Source organism: Pseudonocardia sp. D17, assembly GCF_036984265.1.
GTDB lineage: Bacteria > Actinomycetota > Actinomycetes > Mycobacteriales > Pseudonocardiaceae > Pseudonocardia > Pseudonocardia benzenivorans.
Genome location: NZ_BPRG01000181.1, coordinates 48,511 through 73,266, shown reverse-complemented (window position 1 = coordinate 73,266; position 24,756 = coordinate 48,511). Strand labels below are relative to the sequence as shown.

Here is a 24,756-nt window from a genome sequence, read left to right as displayed (position 1 = left end):
AGGCCGGCCCTCCGGTAGCGCTCGGCCTCGGCCCGCGACGGTGTCGATCTCACGGCCATCAGGCGACCCCGGATCGGGACGGCGGCCGGATCCGGCGACTGTCGAGGACGTGCAGGCAACTGCGGCACTTCGTCACCCGCAGCCAGCCGCGGTAGTCGACGACCCGGTAGGCGAAGACAGCGGCCGCACCACACGTCGGGCAGTCGGAGTCGACGGCCTCCAACGGTTCGGCCACTGTCGGTTCGGTGGGCTGGGGGAACATCAGGCCTCTCCCTCGCTGGTCGGTCCGCCGAGGTCCACGCCGTAGAGCCGGTTCGCCGCCGCCGCGGAGACGATCTCGTTGCGGACGTCGCGGCGCACGGCCTCCGGGTCGCGCTGGTCGGCCGGGCCGTACCCGCCGGCGCCGGCGACCTGGAACGCCACGACGTCGCCCGCGGCGAACCGGACACCGGCGAGCTTGCTGATGCGGAACTCGGCGCGCTCGTCGTCCGGGTCGGCGGGTGACCCGTCGGCCGGGTCGGCGAACCCGGCGACGACCTGCGGCTCGGCGAGCTCCTCGCCCCTCGACCAGCGAGCGAGCCCGCCCTCGTGGAGCCGGATGCTCGCCATGCTGCCGCCACCGCCGCCGAACTCGCCCTTGGTCGGGAACCGGCACTGTTCGAGCTGGTAGGTGCTCTCGGCGTCGACGAGCGGCGCGAGCAGGACCCGTGTGGCCGGTCCGCCCCGGTGCTTTCCCGCTCCGGCGGTGTCGGTGACGAACTCCCGTTCGAGGAACAGCAGCGGGAAGGCCTCCTCCTCGAACTCGATCGAGGTCTCGACGGCGTTGCCCTCCTCGATCGGCATGTACGAGCAGCCGTCCCCGAGCGCGTGCCCGCCGAAGGGACCCAGCGGGAAGCGGATGAAGACGAACGGGCTCGGCGTCGCCGACCGGTTGTCGACGCCGGAGAAGCTGATGATGCAGATGTCGTCGTAGTTCTCGCCGACGGCGAACCTCGGGTGCGCCTTCGACAGCGCCATCTTCACCAGCGTCGTGCTCTTGACGAGGAAGAACAGGTGCCCGGAGTTGGTGGACATCGGTGGGAGCGCGTGGAAGCAGGACCCGGGCGGCGCCACGACGTGCACCGGCCTGTACGCCCCGGCGTTCGGCGGCACCGAGTCGAGGAAGATCGCCTGCAGGCCCAGGTGAGCGGCCGAGACGGTGTCCGACCACTGGCAGGCGTACCCGTTCCAGTCCTCGCGCGCCGAGCCGGAGAAGTCGATCTCGATTTCGGACCCGTACTTGCGGACCGTGCACTTCAGCAGCATCGGCTCGCCCGCGGAGTCGTTGTCGAGGTGGTCCTCGGCCTCGTACGTGCCGTCGGGGATCTCGAGCAGCGCCTGGCGGACCGCCCGCTCCGAGTAGTCGAGGGTGTACTCGACGGCACCGAGGTAGGCGTCGACCCCGTAGCGCTCGACGTAGTGCCCGACCATGTCCACCCCGACCTGCAGCGCGGCCTTGATCACCTGCAGGTCGTTCGCGCTCATCTCCGGGATGCGGGTCTGCACCGTGAACAGCTCGACGGTCTCCTCGACCAGCTCACCCCGCTTGTACAGCAGCCGTGGCGACAGCCGGATGCCCTCGGCGAAGACGTCGCGCTGCAGACCCGGCCCGAAGCCGGTCGGGATCGGGCCGCCGATGTCGAGCCAGTGGGTGATGCTGGCCGCGAACCCCAGCAGCCGGCCGTCGTGGAAGATCGGCATGACGGCACCGATGTCGTTGACGTGGCTGCCGCCGCGGTACGGGTCGTTGTAGATCACGACGTCGCCGGGCTCGAAGTTCTCCGCGCCCCAGTGCTCGATCGCCGTGCGCGCGTAGTACTGGTTGATGACGAAGTGCGCCGGCGCACCCGTCGACATCGCGATCGCGTCGAAGTCCAGGTCGCGGGCCTCGTCGCGCGGCGCCAGCAGCCCGATGCCGAAGTCGTTCATCTCGCTGAGCAGCGGGCTCAGCGCGGCGGCGTTGACCTTCTGCTGCATCTGCAGCGCGATGTAGCGCAGCGCGTGCCGCAGCACCTCGGCGGCCGTCAGGTCGATGCCGTAGCGGGCCTGCACCTCCTGGGCGCTGAGCGCCGCGGTCGTGCGCGTGCTCTCCTGCTGGACGGTCATGTCAGGCCTCCCGAACGTCGACCAGGATGTCGCCGACGGAGTTGATCTCGGCGACGTCGCCGTCGCCGATGACTGCGGTGTAGCTGGACGCCTCGACGACCGCCGGGCCGGCGATCCGCTGGCCGGGGGCCAGCGCGGCCACCTCGTACACGGGCACCGCCTCGTGGGGGTCGCCGCCGATGACGATGTCGCGGGCGCCCTTCGGCCGTCCCTCCTCCCTGGCCGAGAGCTCGGTCGGGAGCACCTCGTGTGCCGCCGCCTCGACGGCCCGGACGCGCACGGTCGAGATGAAGACGTCCGCCGGAAGGGTGTAGCCGAACTGCCTGCGGTGCGCCGCGTCGAACATCTCCCGGATGTGCGCGAGCGGGTCCGCGTGCGTCGGGTCGACGAGCGCTTCCAGTTCGCTCCGCTGCCCGGCGTACATCCCGTCGAGGCGGAACTCGAGGTGGACGTCCGCGAGCCCGGCGGACGTGCCCAGCCGCGCACCGGCCTCCCGCAGCCGCCCGAACACCTCGGCCGCGAGCTCGTCGGTGGCGGTCTGCATGACGGGGATCACCTCCTCCTCGAAGACCTTCGCCCCGAGCAGGCCGAACGCCGAGAAGACGCCTGCGAGCGCGGGGATGACGACGCGCGGCATGTGCAGGGTCCGGGCGACCTGGGTCGCCACCAACGGTCCGGCCGCGCCGTAGGCGAGCAGCGCGAACTCCCGGGGGTCGGAGCCGCGGTAGACGGTGAGCTGCCGCACGGCCTCGGCCATGTTGTGGATCGCGACCTCGGTGACGGCCTTGGCCAGGTCGCCCGCCGTGGTACCCAGCTGGTCGCCGAGCGCGGCGTAGGCGCGCTCGGCGGCGTCGACGTCGGGTGGGATCTCGCCGCCGAGCGCCACCTTCGGATCCAGCATGCCGAGCAGCAGGAACGCGTCCGTGACGGTCGGCAGCGTGCCGCCGTGTCCGTAGCATGCGGGGCCGGGGTTGCTGCCGGCGCTCTCGGGTCCGACGTTGAGTCCGCCGGCCGCGTCGAGCGACGCGATGCTGCCGCCGCCCGCGCCGATGCTGTGGATCTCCAGCACCGGGATGCCCGCGATCAGGTCGTGCTCGAGCTCCAGCTCGCGTTCCGTCGACGCCCGACCGTCGGCGACCACCGCGACGTCGGTGCTCGTACCACCCATGTCGAAGCCGACGAGGTTGGGGATCCCCAGTCGGCGCGCGTACATCTCGGCGCCCATGACCCCGCCGACGGGTCCGCTGTTGAGCGTCGTGACCGGCCGCGCGGTGGCCTGCTCCGGCGCGATCAGGCCACCGTCGTTCGTCATGAACATCAGTGGCGCGGTGTACCCGGACTCCTTCAGGCGCGCCTCCAGCTCGGCCGTGTACGTGTCCATGAGCGGCTGCGCGTAGGCGTTGAGCACGCAGGTGCAGAACCGGCTGTACTCGCGGGGGAACGGCGCGATGTCCGCCGACGTGCTGACGCTCAGCTGCGGGAAGCGCTCGCGGACGAGCGCTGCCGCACGCTGCTCGTGCCCGGGGTGCTTGTAGGAGTGCATGAAGCAGATCGCGATGCTCTCGCAGCCGTCCGCGACCAGCTTCTCGACCTCCGCGAGGAGGTGGTCCTCGTCGAGCGCGACGACGGTCTCGCCGTCGGCGCGGACCCGCTCGGGCACCGTCCGACGCCGATGCCGCTCGATGATCGGCCGCAGCTCGTGCGGGCGCCGCCATCGTGGGTCGATGAGGGCGTCCTCCCAGGGCCGCCACGCGCGTCCCATGTCGAGAAGATCTCGATAACCCATGGTGGTGACGAGGCCGACCTCGGCGCCGCGCCGGGTCAGGATCGCGTTCAGTGCGACCGTGGTGCCGTGGACGACGCGCTCCACCTCTCCGCCGTCGACCCCGGCCTTGGCCAGCGCGTTCAGTGTTCCGCGCGGCAGGTCCCCGTGGGTGGTGAGCGATTTGACGGCGGCGTGCACGCGGTCGCCGTCGGCGACCACCAGGTCGGTGAAGGTGCCGCCGGTGTCGATGCCGATGCGCAGGGGCACTGCTCTCTCCTCTCGATTGGCGGTGTCAGAAACAACCGACGTGCTGGCCACCGTCGGCGGCGATCACCGTGCCGTTGGTCCACCGGCTCTCCTCGGAGAGCAGGAACAGGGCGACCCGCGCCATGTCGTCGGGCAGGGCGATCTGGTTCATGGGCGAGTAGGCGGCGACCGCGGCCTGCGCCTCCGGGGTGGGCAGCCAGGAGTCGTACATGTCGGTCTTGGTGCTGCCCGGCGCGATCGCGTTGACGCGGACGCCGGCGCCGCCGTACTCGAGGGCGACGCTCTTCGTCATCCCGATGACACCCCATTTCGAGGTGATGTACTCGGAGATGTTCGGCATCCCGATGATCCCGCCGACCGAGCTGACGTTCACGATCGAGCCGCCACCGGACGCGAGCATCGCAGGGATCTCGTACTTCAGGCTGAAGTAGACGCCCATCAGGTTCACGTCGAAGACCTGGCGCACGTAGGCGCTGTCGGTCTCGACGATCGGGTTGCCCGCCCCCGAGAGGGCTGCGTTGTTGAGCGCTCCGTCGAGCCGGCCGAACCGGTCGACGGTGGTCTGCACGGCCCGGGCGACCGAGGCCTCGTCGGTGACGTCGAGGCCGACCGCGAGCGCCTCGCCGCCCTCGGCGGTCAGCTCGTCGACGAGCCGTTCGAGCCGATCCGTGCGCCGCGCCCCGACCGCGACGCTCGCGCCCTCGGCCGCGAACCGACGCGCCGCGGCCTCGCCGATGCCCGCCGAGGCGCCCGTGATGAAGATCGTCTTTCCGGCGAGCCTGCGGCCTCGGATCGTGACCGGATCCGGGTTGTGGTTGGGATGTGCCGTCGAGATGACAGCCATGGGTTCCCCTTCGGGTGCGTGGCGACGTCGACCGCCGTCGCGCTCAGGAATGTGAGTACTCGGGCGTGCGCCGTTCGAACGCGGCGGTGCGCGCCTCCTGCGAGTCGGGGTGCGCGGTGAGCCGGGTGGTGACCCGTTGCTCGGCCTCGTAGCCGCTCTTGAGGTCCATGAACTCGATCGTGTTCAGGGACTCCTTGGCGTGCCTCAGCACGGCCCGGCTGTGGACCGCCATCCGCTCGGCGAGCTCGAGTGTGGTGTCCAGCAGCTGCTCGTCCGGCACCACCGCATGGATGCCGCCGTACGGGAGGAGCTCAGCGGCGGAGGCGTGTCCGGCGGTGAAGTACAGCGTGCGCATCAGGTGCTCGGGGACCAGGCGCCGCATGTGCCGCGCACCCCCCATGACGCCGACCCCGACCTCGGGCACGCCCAGGCGCGCACTCTCGCCGCAGACGATGGTGTCGCAGCACGCCGCCAGCGCGACCCCGGTGCCCACCGCGACGCCGTGCACCGCGGCGATGACCGGCACCGGGCAGTCGTAGACGGCCGCGAACGTCTCCCGCACGAGCTTCTGCCGGCCCGGGGAGTTCTGCGGGGTGAGGCTCGCGAACTCCCTGAAGTCGTGCCCGGCGCAGAAGTGCGAGCCCTTGCCGCGGAGGACCAGGACGCGCACCTGCGGGAGGAACTCGTCGACGCGGCTGAACAGCGCCCGGATCTCCAGGCACATCTCGGTGTCCACCGCGTTCACCGGTGGCCGGGCGAAGGACACGACCGCGATGGCCCCCCGGTCGTCGACCTCGAGGTGGCGGAACTCCCGGGTGTCGGGTTCGAGCCCGTCGCCCGTCGCCCGCAGGGAGGTGGCCTCGCTCATTTCGATGTACTCCTGTCTCGCAGCCCGAGTCCGAAGAGGACCGGCCGGCAGGGACCGCCGGCGGATGAGGTGGACGTCCAGGGCAATGTCCATGACAACTCATGATGAGAGCGAGCATGTGATGCGCTCTGCACCCGTCGGCACCGGGACTTTACGACTGCTATTGCTTTCTTGTCAATCACCACTAACTCCTGTTCCTACCTGAGTCCGCCGCCGCCACCTGCCTCTCCGCTTCCGCCAGGCACGCCACGGCGGGCGGCGCCGCGCGGGCGCCGGCCGGACCGGGCCCGGATCCGGCGGCCGTGGACGGCGAGCGCGAACAGCGTCAGCCCACCGGTGAGGATCACGTTCCAGCCTTCACCGAGGCCGAGGGTGGTCGGCAGCGTCAGGCCGAGCGCGAGCAGCACCGAGCCGAGCACGCAACCGAGGAACGTGCCGCGACCGCCGAGCAGGCTCGCGCCACCGATGATCGGCGCGGCGATCGCGAGCAGCACGTACGAGTCGCCCACCGTGGGGTCGCCGACCCCGACCTGGCCCGCGAGGACCACACCGGCCAGCCCGGCGAGCACGGCACAGAGCACGTAGCCGAGCCGGCGCAACCGTGGGGCCCGGACCCCGAGCCGGTAGGCGAACCGGGCGTCGAGCCCGACCGTCCGCAGCCGCAGCCCCGTCCCGGTCGAGCGCAGCAGCCGGTCCGCGACGAGCACCGACAGGCACAGCGCCAGCAGCGGCAGCGGGAAGACCCAGAGGGGCATCGTCAGCACGTCGGTCAGCCCGGCGTCGATGACGCCGTCCGGCGTCGGTCGCAGGGTCAGGGCGACCCCCTGCAGCAGGCCCAGCGTCGCGATCGTCGCGATCACCGGCGGTACACGCAGCCGCTCGATCAGCACCGAGTTGCCGATCCCGACGAGCACGCCGACACCGATCCCGGTCGCCAGCGCGAGGAGCGGTCCGCCCGCCGAGGTGCTCTGCGCCACGAAGGAGAGGACGCAGACCGTCACGCTCATCGTGCCGACGACCGAGATGTCGATCCCGCCGATGTACATGACGACGAACTGGGCGGTCGCGACGGCGGCGAGCGGCGCCGCCAGCAGGAGCACGTTGTAGATGCCGGCCGTGGTGAGGAAGGTGCTCTCCTGGCTCTGCGCCCAGGCGCCGAGGACGAGCAGGACCGTCGCCAGCAGCCCGAGTCGCACCGCGTCCGGGTGCCGGCGCAGCGCCGCGCGCACTGTCGTCCCGCGCGGCGCGGGCCCCGCCGGCTCCGGTGCGGTGACGGAGCGGTCCGGACCGGCCGTGTGCGCGGTGAACGCGTGCACGATCCGAGTCTCCGACGCGTGCTCGCCGTCGAGCTCCGCGACGACCCGGCCCCGGGACAGGACGAGCACGCGGTCACAGAGCCCGGCCAGCTCCGCGGCGTCCGAGGAGACGACCGCCACCGCGAGCCCGTCGTCGGCACCCCTGCGCAGCATCCGGTAGATGTCCAGGCGGGAGCGGACGTCGACGCCCTGGGTCGGCTCGTCGACGAGCAGCACCCGGGGCCGGGTCTCGAGCACCTTGGCGATGGCGACCTTCTGCTGGTTACCGCCCGACAGCGACGACATCGGGTCCTCCGGCGACCCGAGGCGGACGCCGAACCGTTCGACGCTCTCCCGTACCTGCCGATCCTCGCGGCGCCGGGTGACGATCCCGGCCCGGGAAATCCGACCCAGCACACCGAGGACGAGGTTCTCGCGGATCGGCAGGTTCTGGTGCAGCGACGCGGCGCGGCGGTCGGAGGACAGGTAGGCCACGCCCGCCGACCAGGCGGCGCGACCCGTCGGCACGGGACTGCCGTCGACGGCGAGACCGCCTGCGGTCGCGCCGAGCGCGGCGAGACCCTCGAGCAGCTGCAGCTGGCCGTTGCCGGCCGCACCGGCGATCCCGACGATCTCGCCGCGGCGCAGCCGCAGGTCGATCGGGCCGTACCCGGGCCCGCTCAGCCCGGTGGCGTCGAGGACGACCCCGCCGACCTGTCCCGACCGCGCGGGGAATTCGATGTCGACACTGCGGCCGGCCATCAGCTCCACCAGCGCCGCCTGGTCGACGGCCGCCGGTTCGTAGGTGCCGCGGAACCGCCCGTCGCGCAGCACCGAGATCCGGTCCGCGACGCGGAAGACCTCCGAGAGGCGGTGGGTGACCAGCAGGACCGCACACCCGTCGGCGGCGGCGTCGCGCATCAGGTCGAGCGCGACGTCGACCCCCGCCGCGTCGAGCGCGGACGTGGCCTCGTCGAGCAGCAGCACGGCCGGCCGCGCCATCAGCGCGCGGCAGATGTCGAAGAGCTGGCGGTCGGCGGCGGAGAGCCCGGAGGCCGGGCGCTCCGGCGCGAGGTGCCCGAGACCGAACGCCGCCAGCCGCTCGCCCGCCCATCCGGTCACGCGCCGGTACGGTGGCCTGCCTGCCGGCGGCGTGCCCAGGAACAGGTTCTGCGCCACGGTGAGCTCGGGGATCACCGACCCGTCCTGGAACACCGTGAGCGCGCCGTGGCGCTGCGACTCCCAGGGCGTGTGCCGGCGGCAGGCGGTGCCGCTGATCTCGACGCTGCCGGCGTCGGGCGCGACGACGCCGCTGACGATGCCGACCAGCGTCGACTTGCCCGATCCGTTCTCCCCGACGAGGGCATGGACCTCGCCGGGGGCCAGCTCGAGGCTCACCGACTCCAGCGCGGTGACGGGACCGTATCGCTTCGCCAGGTCGCTCACCCGCAGCGCGGACCCCGCCGGCACGGTGGCCGGGCCCGGCCGGGTGCCGCCGAGGGGGACTGTTCGCTCCGCCATGTCGTCGGTCCCCTACCTGGCCGCGAGCATCTTCGCGGTGAGCGCGTCGGGCACCAGCGCGGGACCCGGGTACTCCGCCGGCTTGCTCGTGTCGCAGTCGCTGTCGGTGACCTCGAAGAACGGCAACGGGAAGACGACCGAGTCCGCCACCTTCGCCCCGCCGGCGGCCCGGACGCCCGCGTCGACCGAGATCCGCGCGGCCCAGTTGGCCGAGTTCGTGAGGTACAGCGGGTAGGGGTGCTCCGCCCGCTGGCAGACGGCCGCGTTGCTCTGGGTCAGGCTGATGATCGCCGGGACCTCCTTGCCGGCTTCCCGGTAGGCGTTCACGATGCTCGGCACCGTGTTCGCGTAGCTGTAGAGGATCGCCGTCGCCGGCTTACCGGAGGCGATCAGCGCGGACGCGGCCCGCTGCGTGCCGGCCGCCGTGTAGTCGGTCGCCTCGGTGAACGAGGTCTCCGCGCCCGTGTCCGCGACGCAGCTCTTCACCTTCGCGTCCTGCGGATTACCGGCCAGGCCGTCGAAGTAGGCGACCGGACCCGGCGTCGCGGTGGCCTTGCGCGCGGTCTCCGCCATCGCCCGCCCGGTTGCGCAGAGGTCGTACTGCACGCGCGTCGTGTATGCGGTGGGCGGGGCGTCGTCCATCGCTCCCAGATAGGTCGTGACGACGACGCCCTGCCGCTGGGCCGCGGTGAGCGCCGCGTAGGCGGCCGGGCCGAACTCGTTGATGGTGACGATCACGTCGGCACCCTGCGCGGTCAGCGTCCGCAGGTTGGCCTGGTACGTCGCCAGATCGAGGTTCGCATCGGTGTAGACGTACCTGCCGATCTCGGGATGGGTGAGCGCCTGCAGGATCACGTTCATCTTCGTGAACTGGCGCCAGGTGTTGCCGCCGAACGGATCGGCCTGCGCGAGGGTGAGCGGCCCGTCACCGAGCGTGCAGGACGTCGCCTTCCAGCACTCGTACGCCTTGTCGATCTGGGCACTCGTGAGCGGGTGGCTCGCCCGTGCGAGCGCGTCCCGCATCAGCGGCGGCAGCGTCGACGCTGCCACGTCGCCCGTGCTCAGTGCCTGGTCCACGGTCTTCTGCAGGTCGGCCTCCGACACGGCGACCTCGCCCGCGGACCCGGCATCCGCGGGCACCGGCCCCGTCGGGCTGCCGGGGTGCGCGGCCCCGCATCCGGCGGTGACCGCGACGAGGACCGCCGCAGCGGCGCGGATCGCGAACGAGCGGCCGAGCCCTCGCCCATGTTCGGCGGACCTTCTCATGAATGACATCCGTCCTCCTTCGGCAACTGCGACTTCGGGCAGGGCCCGCGATCAGGCGGCGAGCCGGCGCAGCGCGCGGCCGAGCTCCGCCCGGTGGCGGACGACGTTGACCATGGCCAGCCCGAGCACCAGTACGGCACCCTGGGCGATGAGTCGGGCGCCCGCGGACAGGCCCAGCACCCGCAGGTCGAAATCCAGCACCGTGATGAAGACGGCGCCCATCAGCGTGGCCATGGGGCTCACGCGTCCGCCGGCCAGCGCGGCCCCGCCGAGCACGACCGCGACCACGCTGGTCAACAGGTACGGCTCACCCAGCGTCAGGTCCGGGGTGCCCGTCCGACCGGCCGCCAGGACCCCGCCGACGCCGTACACGAGCGCGGCGATCACATAGGCGGCGGACCGGTATAGCGGCGCCCGGATGCCCGTCAGCGATGCCGCCCGCTCGGCGGTGCCGGCGGCGACGAGGCGGCGGCCGGCGACGACACGATGCAGGAAGAACGTCGTGAGCACGGCCAGCGCGACCGAGGCCAGCAGGATGGCACTGATCCCGCCGACGCCGGCGGTCGCCCACGCGGCGAGGCTGCCCGGCACCTTCTGCACCGGTGACACCGCGCCCCGGTAGAGCTGGGCGCACCCGAGCACGAGCTGGCCGACCGCCAGCGTGACCACCAGCGAGTTCAGGCCCAGCCCCTCGACCAGCACCCCGTTCACGAGGCCGACCAGGACGCACACGCCGACGCAGAGGAGCAGGGCCCCGGGCAGCCCCTCGTCGGCACCGCCGGAGTGCTCGAGAACGATCGCGCCGACCCACGTCATCGTCCCGGGCAGGCTGAGGTCGACGCCGCCCGTGCTGATCACGAAGGCCTGGCCCACGGCGACGAGCGTCAGGATGCCGATCAGGGGGGTCAGGGTCGAGAGCGACCCCTGCGAGAAGAAGCCCCCGGTGACGGCGAGCTGGGAGACGACCACCAGCAGCACCACCGCACCCGTGACGACGTGCGTCGCGGTCGGCCGGATGACGTGACGCACGGCCGTTCCGTCCGGCGTGATTCGGCGAGAGCGGTTCACGACACCTCCGGCACCTTCGCCTCAGCCACATGTACTTGGCCACTAACGGGCAATGGGCCCGCCTGCAGCGCCAGACACTGACACACCAGGCGCGACGAGGTCAAGAGATCCTAACGCTCCAGATCCTTCCGACGTCGGTAGACAAGCCTTTGACCCGCACTGTTACAGCGATCAGGTCTGTTGAGGTAATCCGTACTCATCTCTGAACCGCCCATTCTCCATGTCGTCCACCGCTCACTGTCTCCGTCCAGGTCGTCGGGCGGTCACAGCGGCCACCACCGACGTGGTATCTTCGCGGACAGCGCGTGCCGCATCGGCGAGTCGGGCCGGAGGCGAAGTGCCGAGGGCGGCGGCCGCGCACGCTTCGATACGATTGCGCGCACCACGCGCGATCCCGACCGCGTCGAGGAGAATTCGATGCTCGTGGGCGAGAATCCGTGAGATCCGCCGCCGCACGAGGTGACTCGCCCGCCCGACGACCGCGCGATCGTGGTTCCCAGATCGCCGCCATCGCCAGCGAGCTCTTCGCCGAGCGCGGATATCAGTCCGTGAAGATGGAGGACATCGCGGAATCCGCGGGGATCACCCCGCGCGCCATCTACCGGCATTACGAGAACAAGCAGGCGCTACTGGCGCACGTCGTGCTGGGCGAGCAGATGCCCGTCATCCAGGTGGTCGAGCGGCTGTCGACGGACTCCGCCACAACGCCCGTCCCGGAACGGCTCAGGGCGTTGGTCGAGGTCAGCCTCGACAACCGGCGGCTGTCGGTGCTGTGGCAGCGCGAGGCGCGGCACCTCACGGGCGAGGACTTCACCCTGGTCCGCGAACGCACCAAGATGCTCGCGAACCAGTACATCCCGCTGTTCATCGCGCCGGAGCGGTCCGATCTCGACGACGACACCGCGCTGCTCCGCGCGTGGACCATCGGCAGCATCAGCAGCAGCGCGGCGTACTTCGAGTCGACGATGCCGCGTGCGCAGCTCGTCGAGGAGCTGGTAGGCGCCGCGCACCGGGTCGTCGTGGCCGAGCCCGCCGAGCGCTCCCCCCACCCGCGCGCCGGGGCGGTCCGGCGGACTCCCGGGTCCCGGCGGGAGCAGCTGATCGCGGCCGCGGCGAGCGCCTTCCGCCGGCACGGGTATGCCGGCGTCAGCATCGACGACATCGGGGGCGAGATCGGCGTCGTCGGGCCGGCCCTCTACCGGTACTTCGACAACAAGGCCGAGATCCTGGTGGCGGCCATCACCCGGCTGAGCGAGTGGCGCGCCCTCGAGACCCTGCGCACCCTCGAGCAGGAACCGCGGTCCGAGAAGGTGATCGACGGCCTGGTCGACGGCTACGTGGGTCTCGCGGCCCAGTTCCCGGACCTCGTCGCGCTGTCCCTGACCGAGCGGCTCTTCCTGCCGCAGGACGCCCGGGAGCGACTGCAGCGGACGCAGTCGGAGCACCTGGCGGAATGGCAGCGATGGCTCGTGGCGGCCCGTCCGGAGCTGGATGCGCAGCGCGCCGCGGTATTGGTGAACGTCGCCAGAACGGTGATCGACGACTGTGTGCGTAATCGCAGGCTACAGGCGAATGAGTCCTTCGAGCAGGAACTCAGGACGGTGGTCCGGGCGACGCTCGGAATCGCGCCGTGACACCGAACCCGTCGCAGAGAAGTCGCCTACGAGCCTTCAGAGGGCGCGGGCGGCGCGTTCGACGATCCGGCGGAACCAGCGATGGGCCGGGTCGGTCGTCAGCCGCTCGTGCCACCACAGTCGCTCGACGAACGGCTCCAACGGGGCGGGCGGATCGAGGATCCGCAGACCGAGCCGCTCCTGCATGGTCCGGGCCATCGTCTCCTGCATCAGCGCGACGTGCCCGGACGATGCCACCAGGAACGGCACCGCCACGTAGCTGTCGACGCGCACCGTCACCGTCGGGCGCAGTCCGAGGGCGGCGAGCTGTCCGCTCACCGGCACCACGGACGGGAACTCCGAGTCCCGGTGGTACGGCACGACCCAGGTGGCGTCGCGCAGGTCGTGCAGGGTGAGCGGGTCGCCGACGACGGTGTCGCGGCCGACGACCACCACCCAGCGGTCGCGGAACAGCAGCGTCGAGCGGATCTCCGGCTGCCGGAACCGTCCTGTCGCCGAGGACACGACGGCGTCGACGGCCCGGATCGTGCGGTCGATACCGGCCGCCAGCGCCTCGCGGACGAGCACGACGTTGAGCCGCACGTGCGGTGCCCTGGCGTGCGCCTCGGCGGCGAGCCGCTCCCCCATCACGGCGATCGCGTAGTCGGACATGACGATCGTGAACTCGTGGTGCGACGTCGCCGGATCGAAGTCGGCGCCCGTCGACAGCAGCCGGTCGATGCCGTCGCACACCGTCTCGACCTGGTCGACGAGCTGGTGGGCCAGCGCGGACAGCTCGTAGCCCGCGCCGCGGCGGACGAGCAGCTCGTCGTCGAAGTGCCGGCGCAGGCGGCCCAGCGCCGCGCTCGCCGCCGGCTGCGAGACCCCGACGCGCGCCGCGGCCCGGGTCACGTTGCGCTCGCGCAGCAGCTCGCGCAGTACCACCAGCAGGTTGAGATCGAGGCGCGCGAGCCTCGACGACGAGGACGTCACCGGCCCATCACACCACGGCGCGAACGGGCCGACGGTATTCGCCGTGCTTATGGCGGGCTAGACGAAGACGTTGTTTCCGTGCCGTGAACCGCTCGGATAACGTCGATCACGTGATCCGGCGGACTCTCCCGCCGTTCATCAGTGATCACCCACTCCGGGACCAACACCGTCGTGCCCGGAGCACGGCTGTGCCCGGGTTCGTGACGAGGAGGGCCGACGATGCTGTCGCACGCGGACAACGAGACCCTGTGCCGGGTCGGGCCGGGGACCCCGATGGGCGAGGTGCTGCGCCGCTACTGGACCCCCGCCGCGCTCAGCGAGGAACTGCCGGAGCCCGACTGCCCACCGCTGCGGGTGACGCTGCTCGGCGAGAAGCTGGTGGCGTTCCGGGACACCACCGGCAAGGTCGGCCTCATCCAGGAGAACTGCCCGCACCGTGGTGCCTCGCTGTTCTTCGGCCGCAACGAGGAGTGCGGGCTGCGCTGCCCGTACCACGGCTGGAAGTTCGACGCGGACGGCCGTTGCGTCGACATGCCCAGCGAGCCGCCGGAGAGCTCGTTCAAGGACCGCGTGCGCGCGAAGGCCTACCCGGTCCACGAGTCGGGCGGGATCGTGTGGACCTACATGGGCCCGGCCGACACCATGACCCCGTTCCGCGACTTCGGCACCGAGACGCTACCGGCCGAGAAGACGCTGGCCACCAAGCTCTACGCGGACTGCAACTGGATCCAGACGATGGAGGGCAACCTCGACACCGCCCACATCTCCTGGCTGCACGGGTTCTTCGCCGCGGGTGAGTTCTCCGACGACGGCACCGACAAGCCGGGCTACCCGTCGAACAAGGCGACGTGGAAGTTCTGGACCCACGACCAGGCGCCGCGCATCGAGGTCGAGAACACCTGGTACGGCTTCCGCTACGGAGGCCTGCGGACCACGCCCAACGGCCACACCAACGTGCGCATCACGGAGTACATCGCGCCGTACTCGACGATCATCGCCGCGATCCCGTACAACACCCGCCACCTCATGGTCGTCCCGATCGACGACCACAGCTGCTGGCGCTACAACTTCGACGCCCAGGTCCAGGCGAACCCGCAGGGCCACGGCGGCGCGCCGCTGCACGACTTCAGCCCGTTCGAGACGCCGTTCACCCGCCGGGTCGGGGGCATCACCCCGCGCGAGTACACCGCCGACAACGACTACAAGCTCGACCGCGACGTCCAGCGCACCGAGACCTTCAGCGGCGTGGCCGACTTCGTCAGCCAGGACCTGATGGTCACCGAGTCGATGGGCAAGATCTACGACCGCAGCAGCGAGCAGCTCGGCCAGCTCGACAAGGCCGTCATCCGGATGCGCCGCATCCTGCTCGGCGCGGCGAGGGCGCTCGAGGCCGACGGCACGCCGCCACCCGCGCTGGCCGGTCCCGGACACGACTTCACGACGATCCGTGCGGCCGACAAGATCCTCGAGGAGGGCGAGGACTGGCGCTACCTCGGCACCGACGACGACCCGGCCGTCCGTGAGGCGCTCGACTCGCTGCGACACCTCCCGGTCGCGGGCGACTGACGGCGTGGGAATCAGCCGGCTCAACCACGCCGTCCTCTACGTCCGGGACGTGGACCGCAGCGTGGCGTTCTACCGGGATCTGCTCGGCTTCCGGGTCGTCATGGAACGACCCGGCCGGGCGGCCTTCATGCAGGCCCCCGACTCGACGAACGACCACGACATCGGGTTGTTCGCCATCGGCGACGGCGCGCACGACTCGTCGGCGGGCACCACCACGGTCGGGCTCTACCACCTGGGGTGGGAGCTGCGGACGCTCGGTGAGCTCGCGGAGCTCGCCGAGGTCCTCGCCGGGGCGGGCGCGCTGGTCGGGGCCACCGACCACGGCACGACGAAGAGCATCTACGCGCGCGACCCCGACGGGATCGAGTTCGAGGTCGCGTGGCTCGTCCCGGCCGACCGGCTCGACGACGCCGCGTACGAGGCACGGACCCGGCGCGGGGTCCCGCTCGACCTGCCGGCCGAGATCGCCCGCTACGGCGCGACGACGCGCGGCGGCGTCGGCGTCTCGGCCCCGGCGATCGCGGGGAGCGGCGCCTGACCGACCGGGCCGTGCCCGGCGGCCCGTTGGGCTTCGGAGAACCTCCCCGGGTGTCACTGCCGGACTCGACGAGGAGTGGGTGGGCGATGCAGCAGCGAACAGGCCTGCGAACAGCGGGCCGGCGACGGGCACGGTGGGCGGGGGTGGTGGCCGCCGTGGCGGCGGTGCTGCTCGTCGTCACCGGCTGCGGGTCGGCCGGGGGTGGATCGGCCGGCGGGTCGGGGCCGATCAAGGCGATCGACCCCTACGGCGGGAACCTTGCCGAGGAGGGCACACCGAAGCACGGCGGCACGCTGATCCTGGGCGCCGACCGCGAGGCCGTCACCTTCGACCCGACGGTGCAGAACACGAACATGGCGCAGAACGCCGTGTTCGACTCGCTGCTGAAGCTCTCCCCCGACGGCAAGATCGAGCCGTTCATCGCGAGGAGCATGACCACGTCCGACGGCGGCACGACGTGGACGATGACGCTGACGCCGGGCGTCACGTTCTCCGACGGCACGGCCTTCGACGCGAACGCGGTCGTGGTCAACACCCAGCGCCACATCGACAAGGCGACCTCGCCCGCCCACCAGTACGCCGCGATGATCGCCTCGATGACCGCCGTCGACCCGCTGACAGTGCGGTTCACGCTGCGGTCGCCGCTGGCGTCGTTCCCGATCGTCTTCGCCCAGAGCGGCTTCAGCGGCACCCTCGGGATGATCATCTCGCCGGCGGCGCTGCAGAAGTACGGCAAGGACATCGGCGCGCACCCCGTCGGCGCGGGTCCGTTCACGCTGACCAGCTGGGTCCGCGACTCCAAGATGACGTTGGCGCGCAACCCGCACTACTGGCAGCAGGGGATGCCCTACCTCGACGGACTGGAGTTCCGTCCGTTGCCCGACACCGACGCCCGGACGGCCTCGACGCAGAACGGCGACATCGACCTCGCGTTCGCGGCCTACAACCAGGAGATCGTCCGCGGGCTGGACAACCCGCAGCTGCAGGTCTATTACGGCCCGGGAAACTCCGGTGAGTACCTGTTCTTCAACTTCACGAAGGCCCCGTTCGACGACCGCGGCATGCGCGAGGCGGTCATCCGGGCGATGGACATGAAGGCGTTGTCGGCGAGCCAGTACAACAACCGGCTCACCACGGCCAACAGCCTGTTCGACACGAGCAGCCCGTTCCACACCCAGGGCGCGTCGGGCGAGTGGCCGGCCTACGACCCGGGCAGGGCCAAGCAGCTGGTCGACGCCTACCGGGCGAAGGGCGGGAACCCGGACTTCACGTTCAAGACGACGACCAGCCGGCAGCCGTTCGCGGAGTTCGTGCAGGCGCAGATGGCCGCGATCGGGATCACGGTGACCGTCCAGACCTACGACCTGGCGCAGTACTCCTCGGCCGTCGTGCAGAGCGGCGACTTCCAGCTCAGCACCACCGTCGCGCCGCTGGACAACCCGTTCCCGGGCGTGCAGCGCATCGTCGGGACCGGAGGGAGCGGGAACTTCGGCCGGTACTCGAACCCCGACGTCGACACGTGGCTGGCCGACGCGGCCGTCACCGGCGACGACGCGCAGCGCACGAAGGACTACCAGCAGGTCGAGGACCAGGTGAACAAGGACCTCGCGGTCGTGTGGATCAGCCGGGCCTATCTGGCGACGATCACGAAGAAGGACGTCAAGGGCATCGACCGCTACCTGTCGCGGGACATGTTCTACGCGACGACGTGGCTCGACCGCTGACCCCGTGAGTGGCGACGGTCGCCACTCACGACAGGGTCTCCAGCCCGTCGAGGAGCCAGTCGAGGATCGCCTCGAACGTCTGCGGCGGTGCGCCGAGGCGGTCCGGGTCGGCGGCCCATGCAGTGGAATGGGGGTGGTCGCCGGCCGCGGCGATGCGGGCGAGGTAGGGGAAACCGCCGGTCGAGGTCCCGATCGGACGGCAGGCCCGCCCTCGCCCGCATCGACCGTTCCTCGAGCAGCGCGAGCCCCGAGCCGAGGACGTGCCGGCTTGCTGCGCGCACGTCATGCCTCCGCCGCACCCGGTGCCGACGCCGACGTGCCGACGCCGGCATCGCCGACGCCCAGCAGGTCCTCCTCCCCTCACAGGGGACCGCGGACGGCTAGAAGTTGCCGCGGCGGGCCTGCTCGCGCTCGATCGCCTCGAAGAGCGCCTTGAAGTTCCCCTTGCCGAAGCCCAGCGAGCCGTGCCGCTCGATGAACTCGAAGAACACCGTGGGCCGGTCGCCGATCGGGGCGGTGAAGATCTGCAGGAGGTACCCGTCCTCGTCGCGGTCGACGAGGATGCCGCGGGCGGCGAGCTCGTCGACCGGGACTCGGACCTCACCGATCCGGGCCCGCAGGGCCGGGTCCTCGTAGTACGACGCAGGCGTCGGCAGGAAATCGATCCCCTTGGCGCGCAGGCCGTCCACCGTCGCGAGGATGTCGTCGGTGGCCAGCGCGAGGTGCTGCACACCCGGCCCGCCGTGGAAGTCGAGGTACTCGTCGATCTGCGAGCGCCTGCGGCCCCGCGCGGGCTCGTTGAGCGGGAACTTCACCCGCCGGTCGCCGCTGGCCACGACCTTGCTCATCAGCGCGGAGTACTCGGTCGCGATGTCGGCGCCGACGAACTCGGCCATGTTCGTGAAGCCCATGACACGGGTGTAGAACGCGACCCACTCGTCCATCCGGCCGAGCTCGACGTTGCCGACCACGTGGTCGAGCGCCTGGAACACCGGCCGGCCGAGCGCGGGGGCGTCCTGCGCGACGTAGCCCGGCAGGTAGGGACCGGTGTAGCGGGAGCGGTCGACGAGGGTGTGCCGGGTGTCGCCGTAGGCGGCGATCGCGGCGGTGCGCACGGTGCCGTGCGCGTCGGCGACGTCGTGCGGTTCGACGAGCACCGTCGCACCGGCCGCGCGTGCGTGGGCGATGCAGCGGTCGACGTCGGGGACCTCCAGCGCGATGTCGGCGACGCCGTCGCCGTGGCGGCGGTGCCGGTCGTGCAGCGGGCTCGTCGGCGCCACCCCACCGGTGACGACGAACCGCACCTCACCGGCGCGCAGCACGTAGGCGTGGTGGTCGGGGTTGCCGGTCTCGGGCCCGGAGTAGGCGACGAGGTCCATGCCGAGGACGAGCCGGTGGAACAGCGCGGTCTGCGCCGCGTTGCCGACGACCCACACCACCGCGTCCCAGCCGGTGACGGGGAACGGATCGGCGCCGGTGTCGTGCTCGACGAGGCCGAGCAGGCGCCGCAGCTGTGCCGGGTCGAGGTCGTGGTCGATGCTCATGACACCTCCTGGCGCGGGTGTGCACAGGACAGCGCAGTCACGGCAGCCGCGCAACCGACGCACCCGCGGCTGATCCGGCTGTACAGATCAGGCAGCTCGTTCCGTCGTGAGCTGTACAGTCCGCCCACATGACCGACCTCGACGCCCTGGACGTCGACCTGCTCGCCGCGCTGCGTGAGCACCCCCGCGCCGGCGCGCTGGAGCTGTCCCGGCTGCTGCAGGTGGCCCGCGGCACGGTGCAGGCGCGGGTCGACCGGCTCGAACGCGAGGGTGTGATCACCGGCTACGGCCCGGACGTCGACCTCGCCGCGGCCGGGTTCGGCGTGCACGCCTTCGTGACGCTGGAGATCGCCCAGGGTGCCCTCGACGCCGTCGCCGACGAGCTCGCCGCGCATCCCGCGGTGCTGGAGGCCTACGCGACGACGGGTGCGTCGGACGTGCTGTGCCGGCTCGCGGCGTCGTCGCACGAGGACCTCCAGCGCACCCTGCTCGAGCTCAACCGGTCCGGGGTGGTGGCCCGCTCGACGAGCGTCGTCGTGCTCTCGGAGGTGGTGGCGCCGCGGACGATCCCGTTGCTGCGCAGCCTGCCCCGCGAGGCGCCGCGGCGGGCCCCGGCCTACCGCGACTGACTCTCGACCGGGCCGAACGCGGTGAGGAAGCGGTCCCGGAAGGCGTCCATCCCCCAGACCGGGGCCTGCGCCGACGGTCGCAGCCCGGGTTCCCAGCCCCAGCTCGCGATCCGGTCGAGCAGGGCCGGGTCGCGCGCGACGATCGTCACGGGCACGTCGTGGTCCGGGGCGTTCCCGGTGGCGACCGGCGCCGGCTCGTGGTCGCCGAGGAACACCATGACGAGATTCGGGTCGCCGTGGGTCTGCAGGTAGGAGACGAGCGTCGAGAGCGTGTACCGGATCGAGGCGAGGTAGTCGGCCCGCACGACGGCCGGGTCGGTGGTGAGGATGGCCTGCGGCGGCAGGCTGGGCCCGGACATCGAGTCGTAGACCGAGCCGTCGCCGACCTGGTCCCACGGCAGCAGCCGGGGCAGCGGCGTCCACGGCGCGTGGCTGGAGACCAGCGTGATCTCGGCCATCAGCGGCGCGTGCCCGGGCGCGCGCAGCCGCTGCTCGAAGGTGGCGAGGGTGTACTGGTCGGGCATCGGCGCGAAGCTGAAGTTCGGTCCCCGGTAGCCGAGGTGCTGTGCGTCGAGGACTGTGTCGTAGCCGTAGAAGTCCGCGTCCGGGAACCCGGACGTGGTGCCGGGCTGGACGGCTGCGGTCGTCCAGCCCGCGCGGCGGAACGCGCTGCCCAGCGTGAGCCGGCCGGTCGCGTCGAGGTCGTCGAACCGGGCCTGGTTGTCGATCCACACGCCGCTCTCGAGCGTGGAGTGGGCGAGCCAGCTGCCGCCGCCGGACGTCGGCGAGGTCAGGTAGGCGCTGCGTGCGACGAGACCGGCGGCGCCGAGGTCACGCGTCCCGGCGTCCAGGAGGGCGTCGACCTGGGGATCGGCGAGCGCGGAGCGTCCGTAGCTCTCGACGTAGGTCAGCACGACGTCCTTGCCGCGCAACGCGGTCAGCAGGTCGGCGGGCGCGGCGTCGCGGAAGGCGTCGGCCGCGGCGGCGGCCTCGAACTCGCGGTGGTCGCGGATGTCGGCCCCGATCTGGCCGACGTGGGTCGCGGCGAGCGCGGCCGCGTCCCGCGAGGCGACGGGCAGCCCCGCGGCCTGCGTGCCGAGCACCGCCAGGACCGTCCAGGCAACGGTCAGCACGGCGACGACCCGGGCCGACGGGGTCGGACGGCCGGCCACGACCCGTGCCGTGCGCAGCACCGCCGCCGTCACGACGCCGACGACCAGCAGCCCCAGCACGACCGCGCCGATCACGGTCCCGACCGCCGCGGCGCCGCCCGCGGTCGACCGCACGAAGTCGACGCCGCCCACGAGCAGCCCGGCGTCGGTCATCGGGTCGAAGGTCCGGTCGAGCACGGCGGAGAATCCGAGGTCGAACAGGCGCAGCACCGTCAGCGCGCCGAGCGCGAGCCCGGACACGACGGCGGCGACCCGGCGGGCCCGGCCACGCAGCACGAGCAGCACCGCGCCCAGCACGAGCCCTTCCAGCGGGATCCGGACGAATGCGGCCGGGCGCAGGTCGGTGAACGCGTCGGGTGCGACGAGGGCCGCGGCCACGAGCGCGACGGCGAGGACGCTCCAGACGCGGCCGAGCGCGGTGCGCAACGCCGTCATCCGGCCGTGTGGCCGGTCGCGGCGGCCGCGCGCCCGCGGCGCGCCAGCAGCACGAGCGCCCCCGGCACCGTGGACGCGAACGTCAGCAGGCCGTAGACGATCGAGGCGGACGCACCGTCGGCAGCCGGGAGGCCGGCGGCGCAGAAGCCGAGCGCGGCGACGGCCTCGCGCGGCCCGAACCCGCCGATCCCGATCGGCAGGCCGGACGCGAACAGGGCCACGAGGACGACCGGCAGCAGTTGCCCGACGGGTGCCGTCGCCCCGGTCGCACGCGCCGCGACGACGAACAGGGTCACGTTCGCCGCGAGCGCGACGGCCGAGAGCCCGAACGCGCCCGGCCAGATGCGTGGGGCGAGCAGACCGGTCCGGGCGTCGGCGAGCAGCGTCGCGACCGCGGACCGCAGCCGCGGTACCGCGAGCACGACGGCGGCCCCGGCGACGGCGAGCGCGCCGACGATCTCCACGGCCGCCCGGCCCGGCAGCAGGACCGAGAAGGCGTCCGGCCTGGTCAGCAGCACCGCCGACCCGATGACGACGAGGACGACCTGACCCGCGGACCGTTCCAGGACGACCGCGCGGGCCGACCGGGCCACCGCACCGATCGCACGGCCGTGCCCGACGGCGCGCCCGACGTCGCCGAGCACGCCGGTCGGCAGCACGGAGTTGAGGAACGTGGCCTGGTAGCAGTCGGCCAGTGCGGGCCGGAACCGCAGCGGCAGGCCCAGGCCACCGGCGACGAGCCGCCAGCGGCCGGCGTTGCACGCGGTCGTCACCAGTCCGGTCGCGAGCGCGACGAGCACCACCTGCGGGCTGAGTGCGCGCAGCCCGTCGAGCAGTGGGCCCGCGCCGAGCTGCCAGGCGACGACCGCGAGGACGACGATCCCGCCGAGGGCACCGGCGTGGCGGCGCAGGATCGCGAACCGGGCCGGGGCGGTGACCGGATGGGCCGGAGCCGCGACGGCGACGGTCATCGGACCAGCACCGGAACCGGCGTGAGCGCGTCGAGCACGGCGGCCACCCTGGCCGCGGTCACGTCCCACCCCGGGACGGCGAACCGGGCCACCATCGCGTTGCGGCGCAGGGCCTCCCGTAGGCCGACGTCGTCGAACCAGCGGCGCAGACCGCGCGCGAGCGCCCCCGCGTCGCCGGGCTCGACGAGCAGCCCACCCTCGCCCAGCGCCTCACCGACACCCCCCGCGTCGGTGGCCAGCACCGGGATCGCGCGGGCGGTCGCCTCGCGCACGACCATCCCGAACGCCTCGGTCCGCGACGGCAGCACCAGCAGGTCGGCACCGTCGAACGCGGCGTCGAGGGCGCGACCGGCGAGCGGCCCCTCGAACGACACGCGGTCGGCCAGCCCGTGCAGCCGCGCCCGCTCCCGGACGCGGCGGGCGAACGCGGGTGCGCGGTCGAGCGTCCCGCCGACCCGGCAGGTCCACGGCCGGTCCGCGACGGCCGCCAGCGCCTCGACCAGCACGTCCTGTCCCTTGGTCGGAGTCACCGACCCCAGGCACAGTAGGCTGCCGCCGTCCCCGGACCCGGCCGCGAGCGGGGCGGGATCCGCACCGGGCTCGGCGACGTGCACCCGCGCGGCCGGGACCCCGTGCCCGGTCACGACGCGTCCCGCGGTCCACTCGCTCGTCGTGACGACGGCGGCGGCCGCGTGCAGGACGCGCCGCTCGGCGGCCGCCAGCCCGGGCGCCGCGCCCGCCTCGTCGCCCAGCGGGAGATGGACGAGCACGACCAGCCGCAGCCGGGCGGCGTGCGGGACGACGACCTCCGGCACCCCGCAGGCCACCAGCCCGTCGAGCAGCACGACGGTGCCCGCGGGGATGGCGGCGAGCGCGGACGCCAGCGCCGTGCGGGCGCCCGGTCCGGGCCGCGGCCACGCCCCGTCGACCTCGATCTCGCAGACCGGCCGGTGCGCGGCGAGCGTGGTGCACAGCCGCCGGTCGTAGACGTTGCCGCCGGAGGGACGCGCGGGGTCGTCGATGCCGGCGGGCAGCACGACGACCGTGACCGGCCGGTTCACCGGGTGCTCACAGTGCACGCTCGTAGCTCGCGGACGCCACGTGCGACTCGTGCAGCGTCACGCCGATCCCGGCGAGACCGCGGGCGCCCTCCCCCAGCGCGCCCGCGTGCACCCGGTCGGCGAGCCGGTCGGCGACGACCTTGGCCAGGAACTCCGTCGACGTGTTGTGCCCGGCGAAGGCGGGCTCGTCGTCGAGGTTGCGGTAGTTGAGCTCCCCGAGCACCTCGCCCAGCTGCGCGGTGGCGAGCCCGATGTCGACGACGATGCCGTCGTCGTCGAGCTCGGCGCGGCGGAAGACGGCGTCGACGACGTACGTCGCGCCGTGCAGCGCCTGCGCGGGGCCGAACACCTCGCCGCGGAAGCTGTGGGCGACCATGAAGTGGTCGCGGACGGTGATGGCGAACAACGTCAGCTCCTTCCCCCGTACTCCACACGGTGCAGGAGCCCGGACGGTTCACCGGTGAGGACCCGCGGGAGTGTGACGGGCAGCTCGTCGAAGCTCCCGGTACTGGTGACGAACGCGTCGAACCGGTCGTCGGCGAGCAGCCGCAGCGCCACCGCCAACCGTCCGGCGAATCCCCGGTGCGCACGCCGGGGCGCGACCGTGCCGACCTGGCTGCTGCGGATCGTGAGCCGCCGGGAGTGGAACGCCTCGCCGAGCGGCAAGGTGACCGGCCGGTCCCCGTACCAGCTGAGGTCGACGACCTCCCCGTCGGTGACCAGCAGCTCCAGCGACCGCGCGAGGCCCGCGGACGTCGCGCTGGTGTGCAGGACGAGATCGCAGCCGCCGTCGGCGGCCTCCGGTGTCGCGAAGCCGATCCCGAAGGCGTCGGCGATCGCCGCTCGTGAGGGCACCGGGTCCACCAGCTGCACCCGCGCACCCGGCAGGCCCGCCAGGACCGCGGCCACCGCGCACCCGACCATCCCCGCGCCGACGACCGCGATCCGGTCGCCCACCAGCGGCGCCGCGTCCCACAGCGCGTTGACCGCGGTCTCGACGGTCCCGGCCAGCACGGCCCGGGCGGGGGGCACGTCGTCGGGGACGACGGTGACGGCGGTGGCCGGGACGACGTAGTGCGTCTGGTGCGGGTAGAGACAGAAGACGTTGCGCCCCAGCAGGTCCGCGGGCCCATCGTCGACGACGCCGACGTTGAGGTAGCCGTACTTCACCGGCGCGGGGAAGGCGCCCTCCTGGAACGGCGCGCGCATCACCTCGTGCTGGTTCGCCGGGACCCCGCCGCGGAACACCAGTGCCTCGGTCCCCCGGCTCACCCCGGTGTGACTCGTCCGGACCAGCACCTCGCCCGGGCCCGGCGGCGCGAGCTCGACGGGCCGGATCTCCGCCTCCCCGGGTGCACGCAGCCACAGGGCGCGTGCGGTGGACTGCTCGGACATCGGCCTCCCCTCACCGGCTGCGGTCGCGGCGCAGGACGGCGCCCGGTCCCGGCGCACCCCCCGTCTGCAACCCCAT

At 72.4% G+C, this 24,756-nt stretch carries 20 protein-coding genes; 5 read left to right on the top strand and 15 right to left on the bottom strand.

Annotated elements, in window-relative coordinates:
* Window positions 1-58: 58 nt before the first annotated feature.
* From PSD17_RS25515 to PSD17_RS25480, 8 genes are all read right to left on the bottom strand, one after another.
* Window positions 59-262 (bottom strand): hypothetical protein, encoded by a 204-nt coding sequence (locus PSD17_RS25515; RefSeq protein ID WP_339124884.1) that lies wholly within the window; start codon window positions 260-262, stop codon window positions 59-61.
* Window positions 262-2,145 carry a hydantoinase B/oxoprolinase family protein gene (locus PSD17_RS25510; protein ID WP_339124883.1) on the bottom strand — a complete coding sequence of 628 codons (1,884 nt, stop codon included), beginning with the start codon at window positions 2,143-2,145 and terminating at the stop codon, window positions 262-264. Before PSD17_RS25510 ends, PSD17_RS25515 begins: the two co-directional genes overlap by 1 nt.
* Window position 2,146: 1 nt before the next feature.
* The gene (locus PSD17_RS25505) at window positions 2,147-4,177 is read right to left on the bottom strand and encodes a hydantoinase/oxoprolinase family protein (RefSeq protein ID WP_339124882.1); all 2,031 of its coding nucleotides are present in this window, start codon (window positions 4,175-4,177) and stop codon (window positions 2,147-2,149) included.
* Between the two features lie 25 nt (window positions 4,178-4,202).
* Window positions 4,203-5,021, bottom strand: a complete 819-nt coding sequence (locus PSD17_RS25500) for an SDR family NAD(P)-dependent oxidoreductase (protein WP_339124881.1) — start codon at window positions 5,019-5,021, stop codon at window positions 4,203-4,205.
* Between the two features lie 43 nt (window positions 5,022-5,064).
* Window positions 5,065-5,889: an enoyl-CoA hydratase-related protein gene (locus PSD17_RS25495; RefSeq protein ID WP_339124880.1), complete on the bottom strand. Its 825-nt coding sequence runs from the start codon at window positions 5,887-5,889 to the stop codon at window positions 5,065-5,067.
* A 197-nt stretch (window positions 5,890-6,086) separates the two neighbouring features.
* Entirely contained in the window at window positions 6,087-8,705 is a 2,619-nt protein-coding gene (locus tag PSD17_RS25490; RefSeq protein WP_339124879.1) for an ATP-binding cassette domain-containing protein, read from the bottom strand.
* A 12-nt stretch (window positions 8,706-8,717) separates the two neighbouring features.
* Entirely contained in the window at window positions 8,718-9,971 is a 1,254-nt protein-coding gene (locus tag PSD17_RS25485; RefSeq protein ID WP_339124878.1) for a substrate-binding domain-containing protein, read from the bottom strand.
* A 51-nt stretch (window positions 9,972-10,022) separates the two neighbouring features.
* Window positions 10,023-11,000: an ABC transporter permease gene (locus PSD17_RS25480; RefSeq protein WP_339124877.1), complete on the bottom strand. Its 978-nt coding sequence runs from the start codon at window positions 10,998-11,000 to the stop codon at window positions 10,023-10,025.
* 344 nt (window positions 11,001-11,344) lie between these two features.
* Here PSD17_RS25480 and PSD17_RS25475 point away from each other — a divergent pair, with 344 nt between their 5' ends.
* Window positions 11,345-12,673, top strand: a complete 1,329-nt coding sequence (locus tag PSD17_RS25475) for a TetR/AcrR family transcriptional regulator (protein WP_339124876.1) — start codon at window positions 11,345-11,347, stop codon at window positions 12,671-12,673.
* Window positions 12,674-12,709: 36 nt separating this feature from the next.
* Here the strand turns inward: PSD17_RS25475 and PSD17_RS25470 are convergent, their stop codons facing one another.
* Window positions 12,710-13,645 carry a LysR family transcriptional regulator gene (locus tag PSD17_RS25470; RefSeq protein ID WP_013673589.1) on the bottom strand — a complete coding sequence of 312 codons (936 nt, stop codon included), beginning with the start codon at window positions 13,643-13,645 and terminating at the stop codon, window positions 12,710-12,712.
* 219 nt (window positions 13,646-13,864) lie between these two features.
* Here PSD17_RS25470 and PSD17_RS25465 point away from each other — a divergent pair, with 219 nt between their 5' ends.
* From PSD17_RS25465 to PSD17_RS25455, 3 genes are all read left to right on the top strand, one after another.
* Entirely contained in the window at window positions 13,865-15,211 is a 1,347-nt protein-coding gene (locus tag PSD17_RS25465; protein WP_013673588.1) for a Rieske 2Fe-2S domain-containing protein, read from the top strand.
* 4 nt (window positions 15,212-15,215) lie between these two features.
* Window positions 15,216-15,749: a VOC family protein gene (locus tag PSD17_RS25460; protein ID WP_339124874.1), complete on the top strand. Its 534-nt coding sequence runs from the start codon at window positions 15,216-15,218 to the stop codon at window positions 15,747-15,749.
* 143 nt (window positions 15,750-15,892) lie between these two features.
* Complete coding sequence (locus PSD17_RS25455; RefSeq protein ID WP_339124873.1) at window positions 15,893-17,473, top strand: ABC transporter substrate-binding protein; 1,581 nt, start codon at window positions 15,893-15,895, stop codon at window positions 17,471-17,473.
* A 380-nt stretch (window positions 17,474-17,853) separates the two neighbouring features.
* Here PSD17_RS25455 and hppD read toward each other — a convergent pair whose 3' ends face one another.
* Window positions 17,854-19,017: a 4-hydroxyphenylpyruvate dioxygenase gene (gene hppD, locus PSD17_RS25450; RefSeq protein WP_339124871.1), complete on the bottom strand. Its 1,164-nt coding sequence runs from the start codon at window positions 19,015-19,017 to the stop codon at window positions 17,854-17,856.
* 128 nt (window positions 19,018-19,145) lie between these two features.
* Between hppD and PSD17_RS25445 the strand changes: the two genes are divergently transcribed.
* Complete coding sequence (locus tag PSD17_RS25445) at window positions 19,146-19,646, top strand: Lrp/AsnC family transcriptional regulator (RefSeq protein WP_103379653.1); 501 nt, start codon at window positions 19,146-19,148, stop codon at window positions 19,644-19,646.
* Here PSD17_RS25445 and PSD17_RS25440 read toward each other — a convergent pair.
* From PSD17_RS25440 to PSD17_RS25420, 5 genes are read right to left on the bottom strand one after another with little or no spacing between them, the layout of a single operon-like run.
* Entirely contained in the window at window positions 19,634-21,253 is a 1,620-nt protein-coding gene (locus PSD17_RS25440) for a sulfatase-like hydrolase/transferase (RefSeq protein ID WP_339124869.1), read from the bottom strand. The genes PSD17_RS25445 and PSD17_RS25440 overlap by 13 nt on opposite strands.
* Window positions 21,250-22,224: a lysylphosphatidylglycerol synthase transmembrane domain-containing protein gene (locus PSD17_RS25435; RefSeq protein WP_103379655.1), complete on the bottom strand. Its 975-nt coding sequence runs from the start codon at window positions 22,222-22,224 to the stop codon at window positions 21,250-21,252. The genes PSD17_RS25440 and PSD17_RS25435 overlap by 4 nt, the downstream gene beginning before the upstream one ends.
* The gene (locus PSD17_RS25430; protein ID WP_041759376.1) at window positions 22,221-23,285 is read right to left on the bottom strand and encodes a glycosyltransferase family 4 protein; all 1,065 of its coding nucleotides are present in this window, start codon (window positions 23,283-23,285) and stop codon (window positions 22,221-22,223) included. The genes PSD17_RS25435 and PSD17_RS25430 overlap by 4 nt, the downstream gene beginning before the upstream one ends.
* A 7-nt stretch (window positions 23,286-23,292) precedes the next feature.
* Window positions 23,293-23,691, bottom strand: a complete 399-nt coding sequence (locus tag PSD17_RS25425) for a 6-pyruvoyl trahydropterin synthase family protein (protein WP_103379656.1) — start codon at window positions 23,689-23,691, stop codon at window positions 23,293-23,295.
* 2 nt (window positions 23,692-23,693) lie between these two features.
* On the bottom strand, window positions 23,694-24,680 hold the full coding sequence (locus tag PSD17_RS25420) for a zinc-dependent alcohol dehydrogenase (RefSeq protein ID WP_013673579.1): 987 nt from the start codon (window positions 24,678-24,680) through the stop codon (window positions 23,694-23,696).
* Window positions 24,681-24,756: the final 76 nt, after the last annotated feature.